Genomic DNA, 14,291 nt, shown 5'->3' with positions numbered 1-14,291 from the left:
GGTCAATCAGACCCTGAAAGGACAACTCGATCTTGAACGGCACGGCGGGCGCACCCCCGCCGGGGTGTTCACCCGCATCGCGCAGCGCCTACTGGCCATGGCCGCCGGCATCTGGCACAACTGGGAAACCGGCGTGACCAGAAAACGCTCACTCACAGCCTTCGATCACTAACACCAACTTCACCGCATCAATCATCTAGGGGTCGATGAAGGCACACCTTCGACGTCGAAGACCCCGCGATCTCGGCCATGGCAGTCCTCGACATGCTCAACGGTGTGCGCGAGTGGTTCCGCGACGACGACCGGTACGGTCCCAGCGATATCGTGCGTCTCTACCAGCGGCTGACCTTGCAGATGCTCGGTCACGTCACCGAGAAGTGACGAGCCGGCGGCTCTCTTGCCCATGCGTACCGTCGCGCCGTCCCAAGAAGCGCCAGCGGTCCGGCTTGGGGTCCGTCCCGGGGATACGGTTCGGCGATGACGCGTCCTCGTTCGAGGTCGACCCGCCCGGGGCGCCGCGCTCGCTGAGCGGGAACGTGCACAACATCGCGGCGCTCGTCGCGTTCGTGGCGCTTCCCTCCGCGGCCTGGCTGCTGACCCGCGTGATTCGTTGTTTCGGCGCGGTGACGGTGTGTGCGCAGGATGTCCGATGGTTCCCGTCGGGCGGCGTGTGCCGGCCCGGACAACGATCGGATGGTGCGCATGTCGGCCGGTACGAAGAAATGCCTCATTGTCGTCTTCGCTGCTTTTATCCTGTTCTTCCTGATAAGCAGACCGACGAAGTCCGCCGACGTGGTGCACACGTCCCTTGGTGGACTGCGAGACGGTGCCGATTCGGTCATCGCGTTCGTCAGCTGCCTGTTCTCCTCCGGGGAAAGTTCCGATGGTGACGAAGTGGTGGTTGACAGTGACGTGAAGTACCAGAGCAGTGACCATCGCATCCGGTAGGCGAATCGCGGGCAGTCACCGGGGAAGGGTCGCCGATCGGCAGCCGGTTGTTTCAGGCCCGGAGTGACAACTCGCCACACGAGGTGCGGGCGATCAAGGCCGGCTCGAAGACCGCCTGGACCGGCTCGCCCGGGTGGTGGACGACTAGCTGGGCCGCTTTCCGGCCCATCTCGTAGGCGGGCTGGGTGACCACGGTGATCCCGAGCGCGGGGGCCCAGGGAAAGTCGTCCATGGTCAGGAACGCGAGGTCGCCGGGAATGGCGATGCCGCGAGCGGTCAGCGCCGCGTGGATTGCGACGGTCAGGCGGCCGGTGACGCAGACGATCGCGTCCAGCGGGAGCGCGAGGAGCGAGCCAACGGCATCGCTCACCTCGCTCTCGCTGTCCGCGACGGCGACCGCGGTGCCGGGCAGGGGCAGCCCGAGTTCGGCAAGGCCCTGCCGGAGCCCCGCCGTGCGCTCGATCTGGGAGGGCCGGCGCCCGGAGGTGACCACGCCGACGGACGACCGCCCGCACCCGGCCAGGTGCGTGGCCATCAGCCGGCCTGCCGCGAAGTTGTCCAGGCTGACCGAGTGCAGGCCGGGCGGCGGGTCCGGCACGGTACGGGTGACGATCACGCACGGGGTGCCGCCCTCGGCCATCCGGCGGGTGCGGCCGTCGGGCGTTTCCCCGGTCGTGACGATCAGTCCGCGCACCCGCTGCTCGTCCATCGTGCGCACCTGGGCGACCTCGCGGTCGGTCCGGCGGAACGTGTTGGCGAGCATGACGGGACTGCCGTACGCGGCCGCCACCTCGTCGATGCCGCGGATCAGGTCGAGATAGAACGGGCTGCTCAGGTCGCGGATGATCACGCCGATGGTGGTGGAGCGCCCGGCGAAGATGCTTCTCGTGAGCGCGTTGGGCGTGTATTCGAGGCGGGTGATCGCTTCCCACACACGGCCGGCCGTGGCCTCGGTGACGGCGCCGCCGTTGAGGACGCGGGACACCGTGGCCGTGGACACGCCGGCCTGCGCGGCGACATCGCCGATGGTTGCCCGCTTCACGACCACCCGGAATCAGAACCGCTCGAACCGGAACGCCGCAAGGGCTTCGCTCTGATCCTCGCCGAGCGCCTCCGCCCCGACCAGGTCACCGGCGTGCACGCAGAGAGTCGCGCCACTGTGTGAGACGGCGAAGTGGAAGTTGGGCAGTCCGGCCGCGCGTCCGAGCACCGGCAGGCCGTCACCGGGAATGGGCCGCTCCCCCACCCGCACGCTTTCCACGGTCGCCGCACGGATTCCCGGATACAGCGCACAGCCTGCCGCGAGCACCTTGCCGACCGACGCCTGCGCGACGCCGGTCTCACCGGCCGCGCCATCGATCTCGGGGGTGTGCAGCAGCAGCCGCCCGGCACCGTCCGGGCGCAGGTGGACGTGCGGGGCATGGACGACGCGAGACACCGAGACCGCGGCCGGCGAGGTGTAGATGAGCACGCCGCGGGTGTTGCGCATGGGCAGGTCGAGCCCGGCGAGCTTGGCGATCCGGTCAGCCCGCGGCCCGGCACAGTTCACGACCGCGTCCGCGGACAGCCGCCGCCCCGACGCGAGCCGTACCGCGCGCACCAAACCGTCGGTCACCTCCAGGCCGGTAACCGCGTCATTGCGCACCAGTTCGGCACCGGCCCGGGAAAGGAGATGCGCGATCAGCGGGGCCGGCTCGATCCAGCCCTCGCGCGGGAAGTAGGCGATCTCGTCCGCCGGTACCTCGGCGGGGTCGATGTCCGGTTCCAGGCGCAGCACCTCCGCCCGGCTGAGCCAGCGCGCCTCATATCCGTAGCCGAGAACGCCCGCGACCTTCTCGCGCAACTCCTCGCGCCCGGCATCGTCGGCGGCCCACTCCAGGTTGCCGCCCTCGTGATACCAATCGCCATCGGGCACTTCGGCCGCCAGTTTCCGGTGCGCCGCCATACTCGCGACGCTCAGGTCGTGGTACGGCCGGGGCTGCTTGCCACAGGAATTGATCCACGAAAACGTCGCCCCGGAGGTGCCGCCCGCCGGCTCGCCCGCGTCCACGACGGTGACCCGGGCGCCCCGCCGCGTCAGCGAAGCGGTCACCGCCGCGCCGTAGACGCCGGCACCGATGACAACCACGTGCTCAGCCACGACACCCCAGGATGTAACTAGTTTCAGCAACTAGTTACATCGTAGGCACACAGGGCAAGCGCGGTCAACGTGAACGCCGGCGCGGCGCCATTGCCCGGTACGTCAGCCGGGCGACCCGCCGGTGCCGGTTTCGACGTCGCCGTAAGGCTGGGCAGCCCAGCCCGTCAGGCCGGTCAGGCTGGTGAGCGCGTTGCCGCGGATCGGGTTCAGCGGTGTCCAGGTGCTCGGTCCGCACCGGGACCTGTGCGCCCGGCAACGCACCACGGGGTTCGTCGCGCCAGGCGCCGATGATCACCTCGCCGGGGAAGATCTCCATCACCTCGTCGAACACCGCGCGGAAGAACTCCACTGTGGACTCGAAGGGGTCGAGCAGGTCGTGGCTGGCCTTCCCATGAGGTCCAGACCTCCTAGGCCCCGGGCTCCGGGTAGGACGCGATCGCCGCTCGCGAGCGTCCGGGGATGTCGATTTCGGGCACGACGGTGATCGCCCGCTCACGCGTAGGCGACGATTTCCCGGAGATCCCGGAGATCCCGGAGATCCCGGAGATCGTTTGCCGGAGTAGAAATCGCCGTGCGGCCTGCCGTCCCGTTCCGGTCCGTTGTGCCTGCCGACCGTCGATTCGCGCCACCACGAACGGATCTCGGTCAGCCGGGGGAACTTCGGGATCTCGATCCGCCAGCCTAATCGTCGGTCAGGTGCAGCACGTTCAGCTTGTGCGCGGCCAGTTGGTCGATGAAGCGCGGCACCTCGTACTTCGGCCGGAAATGCCGTGCCACGTCGAGCAGGCAACCGCGCCGGGGGAATCTCGGATAGTCTCCCACGATCCCGCGCGGAAACAGTCCACTGTGGAGCAGAGCGGCCCGGAAGACGTCCGGGCCGTGCAGTTGCCTCAAGGTCTCGCGGGCGTAGCGCTCCCCCGCGGAGCCGGCGGCGCAACGGATGCCACGACTGGCGGTCCGTACAAGGTTCAGACCACTACCGCAACGCGCCGCGCGGTCACCGCCTGACGGCGTTGCGGGCCGCGCCGGCGAGCAGGCGCGCCACCCCGGGCGTGCCCGTCGCGCCGTCCCCGAACAGCAGGCTCACGGCGTCCTCCGTGGACCGGGGATCGGCCGCCGCCGCGGCGATCGCGGCGCGGCACAGCCGTTCGTGGCTCACCACCCGCCGGGCCACCCGCGAGCTGCGGTAGTGCTTGGCGAACCGCGCCCGGAACGCCTGCTCGTACCCGCGCAACGCCTCCCGGAGCGCGCCGGCGTCGGCCAGCTCGACCGAGGCGAGCCGCTCGGTGAGCATGAGCCCGGCGCGGAGGGCGTAGTAGATCCCTTCACCGCTCAGCGGGTTGATCATCGACGCCGCGTCGCCGACCAGCGCGGCCCGGCGGAACGCGAGCGGCGGGCGGTCGTGGGGCAGCAGGTGTGCGCGCAGGTCATGCGCGGGCACATCGAGCGTGCGGTCCGCCGCCGCGAGCTCGGCGAGGAATTCGCGCACCGCCTGGTGCAGGTCACGGCCGCGGGCCACTGAAAGCCCCACCCCGGCGTTGGCGCTGGTCGGCGAGATCGGGAAGAACCAGCCGTACCCGGGCAGGAACCCCGGCCGGAACACGAACCGGATCGGCCGCAGCCCACTGTCCGGAGTGGGCCATTCCAGGTAGGCACGGGCGGCGACGGAAGTGGTCGCCTTCGGCACCTTCCCGGCCCCCAACACCCGGCGCACGGTGCTGTACGCGCCGTCGCACCCGACCAGGAGCCGGGCCCGGACGGTCACCGAGCGGGCGCCCTCGCGCACGATGGCTGTCCGCCAGCCCGGTTCCAGCGTGGTTCCGGTGACGCGGGCACCCGGCCAGAACTCCGCGCCGGCGCCGATCGCGAAGTCGAGCAGCCGATGGTCGAGCACCGTGCGGGGAATCGTGTGGCCCGCGATCACGCCCCACTGCCGGCTCGGGATGCCGTCGCTGCGAACGGTCTCCCCGCCGGGCCCGACGATCCGGCAGGCCGCGTTGGGCGGGTAGCCGTCCAGCACGCCGCCGGCCCCGATCCCGTGCAGGAGCACCGCCGCGCGCGGGCTGATCCCGTCGCCACACGGCTTGTCGCGGGGAAAGACCGACCGGTCGGCGACAAGCACGTCCAGTTCGGGACGCGCCCGGCACAGCGCCGCCGCCAGGACCGAGCCCGCCGGTCCCGCTCCCACGACGAGGACGTCGCACCTCCTCACCCGAATGAGCGTAGCCAGCATCCGTCTCCGTCCCGGTTGTCCGATTCGATTCGCCGCGGCGGGGTAGCCATGCCTGTGCTCACCGTCGGTGTCGAAGAAGAGTTCCTGCTGGTCGATCCAATGGGTTACCTCTCGCTCAGCGGGCCGGAGGTGGTCCGCGCGGCCCGGGACGCCGAAGGCGACCTGCAGCTGGAACTCGCCCGCTGCCAGGTCGAATCGGCGACCGGAATCTGCCGGAGCGCCGGGGAACTGGTGGGCCAGCTGCAAAAGCTACGGGCACGGCTGGCTGCCGAAGCGTGCCGGCGCGGCCTGAGGGTGCTGCCGACCGCCACCCCGCTGCTGGCCGAAACGACGCCGCCGGAAATCAGCCCGACCGACCGCTACCGCCGGATGGCCGCGCATTTCGGCGCCATCACCAGCACCGGCACCACCTGCGGCTGCCACGTGCATGTCGGCATCCCGGACCGCGAGACGGCGATCGCGGTCAGCAACCACGTTCGCCCCTGGCTTCCCGTGCTGCTCGCGCTGGCCGCCAACTCGCCCTACAACAACGGCCAGGACACGCGGTACTGCAGCTGGCGGCACGTGCTGTGGTCGCGGTGGCCGTCGGCGGGGCCGCCGCCGATCTTCGCCTCGCTCGACCACTACGAGACCGTCGTCACCGCGATGCTGCGTTCCGAGGCGATGCTCGACCGCGGAATGATCTACTGGGACATCCGGCTGTCCGAACGCCAGCCGACCCTGGAGTGCCGGGTGTCGGATGTGGCCGTCACGGCCGAGGAAGCCGCGCTGCTCGGCGTCCTCGTGCGGGGACTGGTCGGCAGGGCGCTCGACAGCCTCGGCGCGCCTCCTCCCCGGCCCCCGCAGGAAGTGCTGCGGGCCAACCTGTGGCGGGCGGCCCGGGACGGCCTCCCCGGCAGTTGCCTGCACCCGGTCAACGGCCTGCTGGTGCCCGTCGACCAGCAGCTGACCGAGCTGGTCGGCCATGTCCGGCCCGCCCTGGCCGCGACCCACGACGACCTCGAATTCGTACTGGACCGGCTGGACCGGACCCGCACGGCCGGCGGGGGCGCGCAACGCCAGCGCGCCGCGTTCGCGAAACGGAAGCACCTCGGCGACGTCATCGAGATGCTGGCCGTCAAATGCTGACCTGCGACGCGGCCGCGCGCATGCCGAGCTGGTCGAGGCTGAGCGGGTACCGCGGCGGGCCGGGCAGGATCATCTCGTGGCGGACGACGAGCCGATCGTCCACATGCACCAGTTCGCCGGGCCGGACCGGCTGCCAGCCGGGGTCCTCGTCCATCCGTTCGCTGGCCACCACCACGGCCGGGAACACGGCCAGATCCCCGGACCGGGCGCGGACGGTGCCCGCGGGGCTGGCGTGCTCGAGATGCCGCCGCCCGTGCCTGCCGCCGGCCGCCCGCTCCAGGACGAACAGCTCGTGCGTGGCGGGATACCGCAACGCCCACAGTTCGTTCGCCGTGGCGAAGACCAGGTTCATCGCGTAGACGGGCAGGTTCTCGGCGACCCAGATCGCCGCGTCGGCGATCCCGGTGGTGACATCCCCGTCACGCCGGTCGATGCGCTTGGTGATCAGGGCGAAGAGGCGTTCGGAATCGGTTTCTCCCTCGACGAGCTCGCGGTACTCCCCCAGTTCGGCGTCCAAGGTGTCCAACCCGTCCAGCACGCCGTTGTGCGCGAACACCCGGCCACGTTGCTCGAACGGATGGGTGTTGCGTGGCTCGACGGGACCCGCCGAGGCGTAGCGGATGTGCGCCACGAAGGTGGTCGACGCGCATTCCCTGGCCTCCATGGCGAACTGCCGGTCCTCGTAGGCGGCCAGCGGCTGTTTCCGGACCCGGGGCGCGCCGGTGGGACCGAAGGTGGCCAGCCCGGCGCCGTCCGGCTCCCGGCGGCTCTGCCGGGCCAGGCTGTCCGGAGCGTCCAGCAGCCAGAAGGTCGCCCGCACCCGGCGGGGCGCGGCGGTCATCCCGAACAAGCGGCACATGGCGCGCTCCCTCCTCCCTGCCGCGGACTACCCGAAATCCGGCACTTGACTCGGCCGGCCGACGACTTTCCCGCCCCGCGAGTCGGGCTCTCGCGACGGGCGAGTCCGGCTTTTCCCGCCCCGCGAGTCCAGCTTTCGCGAGGGGCGAGTCCGGCCTTCGCTACCCGCGAGTCGGGCTTTCGCGACCCGCGAGTTCCGGGTTCGCCGGCGGCAGCCCGTCAAAGGTCCCTCGCGCGAGGGACCGCCGCGGGCGTCGAGTCTCCGCGAAGCCTCCGGCCGCCGAAGACTGATACCGTGAATTTTCTTCCCAGCATCGCCGCGCAGGAAGGAGCGAACGACGATGTTCACCAGTTCCGAAGAGGTCCTGCGGTTCATCTCCGAGGAGAACGTGCAGTTCGTGGACGTCCGGTTCTGCGATCTGCCCGGCATCATGCAGCACTTCACCGTCCCGGCGAAGTCGTTCGACGAAGAGGCGTTCCGCGAGGGCGTCGCGTTCGACGGGTCGTCGGTGCGCGGCTTCCAGTCCATTCACGAGTCGGACATGCTGCTGCTGCCCGATCCCTACACCGCGCGCGTGGATCCGTTCCGGGCCGAGAAGACGTTGATGATGAACTTCTTCGTGCACGACCCGTTCACGCGCGAGGCGTACAGCCGCGATCCGCGCAACATCGCGCGCAAGGCCGAGCAGTACATCGCCGAATCGACCATCGCCGACCGGGCGTTCTTCGGCCCCGAGGCGGAGTTCTACATCTTCGACACCGTCCGGTTCGACAATACGGAGAACCGCGCCTTCTACGAGGTGGACTCGGTCGAGGGCTGGTGGAACACCGGGCGTGACGAACCGGACGGCAACCTTGGCTACAAGACGCCGTACAAGGCGGGATACTTCCCGGTCTCGCCCCGGGACCACTTCTCGGACCTCCGCGACGCGATGGTACTCAATCTCCACTCCGTGGACATCGACGTGGAGAAGGCGCACCACGAGGTCGGCAGCGGTGGGCAGGCCGAGATCAACTACCGGTTCAACACCCTGCTGCACGCCGCCGACGACCTGCAGCTGTTCAAGTACATCATCAAGAACACCGCCTGGCAGAGCGGGCACACGGTGACGTTCATGCCCAAGCCGCTGTACAACGACAACGGCTCCGGCATGCACTGCCACCAGTCCCTGTGGGACGAGAACGGGCCGCTGTTCTACGACGAGACCGGCTACGGCGGGCTGTCCGACCTGGCCCGGCACTACGTCGGCGGGATCCTGCACCACGCGCCGAGCCTGCTGGCGTTCACCAACCCGACGGTAAACTCCTACCACCGGCTCGTGCCCGGTTTCGAGGCACCGATCAACCTCGTCTACTCGCAACGTAACCGGTCGGCCTGCGTGCGGATCCCGGTGACGGGGTCCTCCCCCAGGGCCAAGCGCATCGAGTTCCGCTGCCCGGATTCGTCGGGAAACCCGTATCTCGCGTTCTCGGCGATGCTGATGGCCGGGCTGGACGGCATCAAGAACAAGCTGGAGCCGCCGTCGCCGATCGACAAGGACCTCTACGAACTGCCGCCCGAGGAGGCCCGCGAAGTCACCCAGGTGCCCGCCTCCCTCGAGGCCGTCATCGACCGGCTGGAAGCCGACCACGACTTCCTCCTCGCCGGGGGCGTGTTCACCCCCGACGTCCTGGAAACCTGGATCGAGTTCAAACGCGAACACGAGATCGACCCGCTGCGGCTGCGCCCACATCCGTACGAGTTCGCGCTCTCCTACGACGTGTGAGCCTCATGGTCGGAGCAGTGCGCCGACCCGCGGAAACGTCGGTAAGCGCACTCCAGACCGTGTATTACAGACCCGTCCGAGCACAAAGGCATGACCCACCAACAGCTCCAACGCGTACTCGGCCAGCTTCGCCGCCGCATCGGGAAAGCCCGCGTCGACCAGGCCCGCCACCTCGTCCAAGGCCTCGTCGACTCCGTGGAACAGGAGCAGGCGGCGCCGTACTCCACGTGCAGGTCAACGCGGCGCCTGCGCAGTTCTACGACGTGTGAGCCTCACCCTGGCCTCACAGGTGGGGGACGGTGTCGGGAAGGTCGCAGAACGTCGGGTGCCGGTACACCTTGTCCGCACTCGGCGCGAAAAACGGGTCCTTCGACGCGGTGATCTCGCTCGAGGCGGCCACCCAGATGGACACGCCCTCGTTGCGGCGGGTGTGGAGATCCCGCGCGTTGCGCAACGCCGCCTCGGCGTCAGCGGCGCGCAGCGACCCCACATGCACATGATTCAGCCCGCGCTTACCGCGCACGAACACTTCCCACAACGGCCACAATCACCTGCGCGGTCGAGATATCGGACACCAGAGTGGACACCGGCCCGAACGCCTCCACCTCATGCGGCTCAGCCCGATCCGGGTCACCGGCCAGCAGCACCGGCGACAGGAACACACCCCGCTCAGCGTCAGCATCGACCACCTCGACCCGCTCCGGATCACCGAACACGACATGACCCGCCGCCAGCACCGCCTTCAACGACCGGCTCACCTCCTCACGCTGCTCCACACTCGCCAACGCCCCCATCCGTACCACCGGGTTCGCCGGATTACCGATCACCACCTTCGCCAGCCGTCCAGCAATCGCATCGCCCCCGGCACGAACGCACGCCGGATCGCCGTGCACTTCTGCCCCGCCTTCACCGTCATCTCCGTAACCAACCGCGTAACGAACAAATCAAACCCCGGCGTACCCACCACCGCATCCGGACCCAGCACCCAACAATTCAACGAATCCGCCTCCGCGTTGAACCGCACCCCGTTCCGCACAACGACCGGATGAGTCCGCAACGTCTGAGCCGTGGACGCCGAACCCGTAGACGACACCAAATCCTGCTCAGGCGGATGATCAGACAAGTCACCCACACCACCACACACCAACTGCACCGAACCCGTCACCGCATCGCGCAGAGGCATACCGCCACCAGCGGCCGCATACCACTCACCACCGACATGGCTACGCAGCAACACCAGCGATCCTCCGGGTCAGGTCACAAGTCGATTTACCAACCGAACGTTCAGAAACTTGTGGTAGCGTGCTCCCATGACCGGCGAAAGCGCGCGAGCGATGTTCTCCGACGATGTTGCGTCGCGCAGCCTCGGCATCGAGCTGCTGGAGGTGGCGGAGGGGCGTGCGGTCGCGCGGATGCGGGTCACCGAGCAGATGGTCAACGGGCACAAGATCGCGCACGGTGGCTACCTGTTCCTGCTCGCCGACACGACCTTCGCGTGCGCGTGCAACAGTTACGGCCCGGTGACCGTCGCGGCGGCCGCCGAGATCACCTTCGTGGCGAGTGCCAACCTGGGTGACGAGTTGATCGCGACCGCCCAGGAACGCACCCGATTCGGCCGGAACGGCATCTACGACGTCACCGTGCACCGCGATGGCCAGGTCATCGCGGAGTTCCGCGGCCGCAGCCACACGATCGGAAAAGAGTCGGCATGACCGCCACGCACAACGAAGTGCCGGCGGCGAAGCGCCTCGGCGCCGCCCCCAGTCCGGACGAGTGGAGCCCGGACGAGCGGGTGAGCGTGGACGAGCTTCGCACCCGCCAGCTGAGCCGTCTCAAGTGGACACTCCGGCACGCGTACGAGAACGTGCCCTGCTATCGCAGGAAGTTCGACGAGGCCGGCGTCCATCCCGACAACTGCCGCGAGCTGGCCGACCTGGCGAAGTTCCCCTACACCACCAAAGCCGACCTGCGGGACAACTACCCGTTCGGGATGTTCGCCGTACCGCGGGGGCAGGTGCGCCGCGTCCACGCCTCCAGTGGCACCACCGGAAAACCCACCGTGGTCGGCTACACCGAGGCCGACCTGGACACCTGGGCGAGCGTCATGGCGCGGTCGATCTTCGCGGCAGGCGGGCGTCCCGGCCACAAGGTGCACGTCGCCTACGGGTACGGCCTGTTCACCGGCGGGCTCGGCGCGCACTACGGCGCGGAAAGGCTGGGCTGCACGGTGATTCCGGCGTCGGGCGGGATGACCGCGCGGCAGGTGCAGCTCATCACCGACTTCGCGCCCGAGATCATCATGGTCACCCCGTCCTACCTGCTGACCCTGCTCGACGAGTTCGCGCGGCAGGGCATCGACCCGCGGACCAGTTCGCTCAAGGTCGGCATCTTCGGCGCGGAGCCGTGGACCGAGCGGATGCGGGCCGAGATCGAAAACCGCATGGACCTCCACGCCGTGGACATCTACGGCCTGTCCGAGGTGATGGGACCCGGCGTGGCGCAGGAATGCGTGGAAACCAAGGACGGCCTGCACATCTGGGAGGACCACTTCTACCCCGAGGTGATCGACCCGGTCGAGGGGAACGTGGTCGCCGAAGGTGAGACCGGCGAGCTGGTGTTCACCTCGCTCACCAAGCAGGCCATGCCGGTCATCCGCTACCGCACCCGCGACCTCACCACCCTGCGCCCCGGCACCGCCCGCCCGTCGTTCCGGCGGATGGACAAGGTCACCGGCCGCAGCGACGACATGATCATCCTGCGTGGCGTCAACGTCTTCCCGACCCAGATCGAGGAGATCGTGCTCGCCACCGAAGGGCTGGCCCCGCACTTCCAGCTCCGTCTGTCCAAAAAGGATCGGATGGACCAGCTGACCGTCCTCGTCGAGGCCCGCGAGGACACGCCCGCGCAGCGCCGGGTGCCGGCCGCCGCGGAGATCGCGTCCCGGGTCAAGGACAGCGTCGGCGTCACGGTCGGTGTGGAAGTGCTCGACCCCGACACGCTCGAACGATCGGTCGGAAAACTGCGCCGGGTGATCGACGAGCGCCCACCCGCATAACGGATACTCGACCGATGAAGAACGCACCGCCCAGACGAGGCAGACCGGGTTACGACCTGGAGTCGCTGTTGACGGTCGCGGCGCGCTTGTTCAACGAACGCGGCTACGACGGCACCAGCATGGAGGACCTGTCCCGCAAGCTGGGCATCACCAAGTCCGCCATCTACCACCACGTGCCCAGCAAACAGGAACTGCTCCGCCTCGCGGTCGACCGTGCGCTGGACGGGCTCTTCGCCGAGGTGGAGAAACTCGACGCGGTCGAAGGTCGGGCCGTCGACCGGCTCGAACATCTCGTGCGCGGCAGCGTCACGGTGCTCGTCGACCGCCTGCCGTTCGTGACGCTGCTGCTCCGGGTGCACGGGAACACCAAAGTCGAACGGGACGCGCTCGCGCGGCGCCGGGAGTTCGACCACATCGTCGGCGAACTGGTCACCAAGGCCGCGGCCGAAGGCGACCTGCGACCCGACGTCGATCCGGCGACCGCCGCCCGCCTGCTGTTCGGCATGATCAACTCGCTGATCGAGTGGTACCGGCCGCGCGGCGGCGTCGGCCCCGAGGAACTGGCCGACGCAGTCGTCGCGGTCGCCTTCGACGGCCTGCGCATCCGCGAAAAGGACTAGCCGCACATGAGCCGCTGACCTGCGGTGATACCCAGGAGAACGTCTTGGTGCAGCCCGTTGACCAGCCGAAACGTGAACGGGACTAGCTGCGGTTCCCGTCGACGCGGCGTGGGAGCTGCCAGGGGTTGGCCTCCCGCAGGGCCGGCGGCAGCAGCGCGTCCGGGAAGCCTTGGAAGGCCACCGGGCGGAGGAAACGTTCGATCGCCGCGGTGCCGACCGAGGTGGTGGTGGGCGCCGTGGTGGCCGGGTACGGGCCGCCGTGCTGCTGGGCCCAGCTGACGGTGACGCCGGTGGGCCAGTCGTTCCACAGCAGCCGACCGGCCAGCCGGGTCAGCGCGGGCAGCAGCACGCGGACGTCCTCCGCCTCGGTCTCCTCGGCGTGCACGGTGGCGGTGAGCCCGGGTTCGAGCTCGTCGAGGAGCTTGAGCAGCTCGCCCTGGCCGGCGTAAGTGACCACAATGGACGAAGGCCCGAAGCACTCGTTCCGCAGCACCTCCCCGGCTTGCCGGAAGTCCTCGCCGCGGACCGTGAGCAGCGTCGGCCGGAACAGGTCGCCGTCGGGGTCCCCCGAGGCCAGCACGGTGACCGACGGCTGGTCACGCAGCCGTGCGAGGTCGTGGGTGAAGCCACCGGCGATGCGCTCGTTGAGCATGGGCTGCCCGGGAGCCGCCCCCGCCGCGTCGCGCAGCGCGTCCCCGAGGCCGTGTCCCTCGGGCAGGAACAGCAGACCCGGCTTCGTGCAGAACTGTCCCGTGCCGAGCGTGAACGAACCCACGTAGCCCTTCACGACCTCCGCGCCACGCACCTTGACCGCACCCGGGGTCACGACCACCGGGTTGACGCTGCCGAGCTCACCGTAGAACGGGATGGGCGCCGGCCGGGACACGGCGATGTCGAACAGCGCGCGCCCGCCCGGCACCGAGCCGGTGAACGCCGCCGCCGCGATCCTCGGGTCCTTCAACGCGGTCACGCCGGGCTCCACGCCGTGGATCACGTCGAAGATCCCCGCCGGGGCACCGGCCGCGATCAGCGCCTCGCGCAGCACCTCACCGGTGCGAGTGGACAGTCCGGGGTGGCCGGGGTGCGCCTTGAGCACCACCGGGCAGCCCGCGGCCAGCGCGGAGGCGGTGTCGCCGCCCGCCACACTGAACGCGAACGGGAAGTTACTCGCCGCGAACACCAGGGCCGGGCCGATCGGCACGACGGTGCGCCGGATGTCCGGCCGCGGGCCCATCGGCCACCGTGGATCGGCGTGGTCGACCGTCGCGCGGAGGAACGCGCCGTCGGTGAGCACCTCACCGAAGAGCCGCAGCTGGAAGGTGGTCCGGGCCAGTTCACCGCGCAGCCGTGGCGCCTCGGGCAGGTGCGTTTCCTTCGCCGCCAACGGAATCAGCTCGTCCGCGGCCGCGTCGAGGGCGTCGGCGGCGGCACGCAGCCACGTGGCCCGCTCGGCCGGGGTGCTCTCCGCGATCTTCGGCGCGGCCTCCGCCGCGGCCCCGATCACTCGCCGCAGTTCGTTCGCGTCGGTCTCCATGGTTCCCTT

The 14,291-nt window shown here is 69.5% G+C and carries 15 protein-coding genes and 3 pseudogenes; 8 read left to right on the top strand and 10 right to left on the bottom strand.

Features of this window, described 5'->3' with window-relative positions; all coding sequences use genetic code 11:
* The 3 genes and pseudogenes from VJT49_RS10385 to VJT49_RS10370 form a co-directional block, all read left to right on the top strand.
* Positions 1–172, top strand: a pseudogene (locus tag VJT49_RS10385) (IS982 family transposase); the annotation flags it as partial.
* A 56-nt stretch (positions 173–228) separates the two neighbouring features.
* A pseudogene (locus tag VJT49_RS10380) lies at positions 229–381 on the top strand (hypothetical protein); the annotation flags it as partial.
* Between the two features lie 261 nt (positions 382–642).
* Complete coding sequence (locus VJT49_RS10370; protein ID WP_324164539.1) at positions 643–948, top strand: hypothetical protein; 306 nt, start codon at positions 643–645, stop codon at positions 946–948.
* Positions 949–1,000: 52 nt separating this feature from the next.
* Here VJT49_RS10370 and VJT49_RS10365 read toward each other — a convergent pair whose 3' ends face one another.
* From VJT49_RS10365 to VJT49_RS10350, 6 genes are all read right to left on the bottom strand, one after another.
* Complete coding sequence (locus VJT49_RS10365) at positions 1,001–1,990, bottom strand: LacI family DNA-binding transcriptional regulator (protein ID WP_324164533.1); 990 nt, start codon at positions 1,988–1,990, stop codon at positions 1,001–1,003.
* A 12-nt stretch (positions 1,991–2,002) separates the two neighbouring features.
* Complete coding sequence (locus tag VJT49_RS10360) at positions 2,003–3,088, bottom strand: FAD-dependent oxidoreductase (RefSeq protein ID WP_324164532.1); 1,086 nt, start codon at positions 3,086–3,088, stop codon at positions 2,003–2,005.
* Between the two features lie 64 nt (positions 3,089–3,152).
* Positions 3,153–3,437 carry a hypothetical protein gene (locus VJT49_RS35165; protein ID WP_414635893.1) on the bottom strand — a complete coding sequence of 95 codons (285 nt, stop codon included), beginning with the start codon at positions 3,435–3,437 and terminating at the stop codon, positions 3,153–3,155.
* Positions 3,438–3,495: 58 nt separating this feature from the next.
* Positions 3,496–3,717 carry a family 20 glycosylhydrolase gene (locus VJT49_RS35160; protein ID WP_414635892.1) on the bottom strand — a complete coding sequence of 74 codons (222 nt, stop codon included), beginning with the start codon at positions 3,715–3,717 and terminating at the stop codon, positions 3,496–3,498.
* A 52-nt stretch (positions 3,718–3,769) separates the two neighbouring features.
* Positions 3,770–3,982 (bottom strand): family 20 glycosylhydrolase, encoded by a 213-nt coding sequence (locus VJT49_RS35155; protein WP_414635891.1) that lies wholly within the window; start codon positions 3,980–3,982, stop codon positions 3,770–3,772.
* A gap of 103 nt (positions 3,983–4,085) precedes the next feature.
* Positions 4,086–5,300, bottom strand: coding sequence for an NAD(P)/FAD-dependent oxidoreductase (locus VJT49_RS10350; protein WP_324164531.1), 1,215 nt, complete (start codon positions 5,298–5,300; stop codon positions 4,086–4,088).
* A 69-nt stretch (positions 5,301–5,369) separates the two neighbouring features.
* On the opposite strand from VJT49_RS10350, the gene VJT49_RS10345 reads away from it, so the two are divergent.
* A complete protein-coding gene (locus tag VJT49_RS10345; protein WP_324164530.1) occupies positions 5,370–6,449 on the top strand; it encodes a glutamate--cysteine ligase in 1,080 nt (359 codons plus the stop codon).
* Here the strand turns inward: VJT49_RS10345 and VJT49_RS10340 are convergent.
* Complete coding sequence (locus VJT49_RS10340) at positions 6,439–7,308, bottom strand: class II glutamine amidotransferase (RefSeq protein WP_324164529.1); 870 nt, start codon at positions 7,306–7,308, stop codon at positions 6,439–6,441. The genes VJT49_RS10345 and VJT49_RS10340 overlap by 11 nt on opposite strands.
* A gap of 340 nt (positions 7,309–7,648) precedes the next feature.
* Here VJT49_RS10340 and glnA point away from each other — a divergent pair, with 340 nt between their 5' ends.
* Positions 7,649–9,073 carry a type I glutamate--ammonia ligase gene (glnA, locus tag VJT49_RS10335; protein ID WP_324164528.1) on the top strand — a complete coding sequence of 475 codons (1,425 nt, stop codon included), beginning with the start codon at positions 7,649–7,651 and terminating at the stop codon, positions 9,071–9,073.
* 283 nt (positions 9,074–9,356) lie between these two features.
* On the opposite strand, the gene paaB is transcribed toward glnA, so the two are convergent.
* On the bottom strand, positions 9,357–9,620 hold the full coding sequence (paaB, locus tag VJT49_RS10330) for a 1,2-phenylacetyl-CoA epoxidase subunit PaaB (RefSeq protein WP_324164527.1): 264 nt from the start codon (positions 9,618–9,620) through the stop codon (positions 9,357–9,359).
* A pseudogene (locus VJT49_RS10325) lies at positions 9,619–10,232 on the bottom strand (aldehyde dehydrogenase family protein); the annotation flags it as partial. The gene paaB and the pseudogene VJT49_RS10325, both read right to left, overlap by 2 nt.
* A 175-nt stretch (positions 10,233–10,407) precedes the next feature.
* Here VJT49_RS10325 and paaI point away from each other — a divergent pair.
* The 3 genes from paaI to VJT49_RS10310 are packed head-to-tail and all read left to right on the top strand — an operon-like array spanning position 10,408 to position 12,748.
* The gene (gene paaI, locus VJT49_RS10320) at positions 10,408–10,785 is read left to right on the top strand and encodes a hydroxyphenylacetyl-CoA thioesterase PaaI (RefSeq protein ID WP_324164538.1); all 378 of its coding nucleotides are present in this window, start codon (positions 10,408–10,410) and stop codon (positions 10,783–10,785) included.
* On the top strand, positions 10,782–12,128 hold the full coding sequence (gene paaK / locus VJT49_RS10315) for a phenylacetate--CoA ligase PaaK (RefSeq protein WP_324164526.1): 1,347 nt from the start codon (positions 10,782–10,784) through the stop codon (positions 12,126–12,128). The genes paaI and paaK overlap by 4 nt, the downstream gene beginning before the upstream one ends.
* Before the next feature lie 14 nt (positions 12,129–12,142).
* On the top strand, positions 12,143–12,748 hold the full coding sequence (locus tag VJT49_RS10310) for a TetR/AcrR family transcriptional regulator (protein ID WP_324164525.1): 606 nt from the start codon (positions 12,143–12,145) through the stop codon (positions 12,746–12,748).
* An 82-nt stretch (positions 12,749–12,830) separates the two neighbouring features.
* On the opposite strand, the gene VJT49_RS10305 is transcribed toward VJT49_RS10310, so the two are convergent.
* On the bottom strand, positions 12,831–14,282 hold the full coding sequence (locus VJT49_RS10305; RefSeq protein ID WP_324164524.1) for an aldehyde dehydrogenase (NADP(+)): 1,452 nt from the start codon (positions 14,280–14,282) through the stop codon (positions 12,831–12,833).
* Between the last annotated feature and the right edge of the window lie 9 nt (positions 14,283–14,291).

Origin of the sequence: Amycolatopsis sp. (genome assembly GCF_035276945.1) — a bacterium.
Lineage (GTDB): Bacteria > Actinomycetota > Actinomycetes > Mycobacteriales > Pseudonocardiaceae > Amycolatopsis_E.
This window is presented reverse-complemented; position numbering and strand designations above follow the sequence as displayed.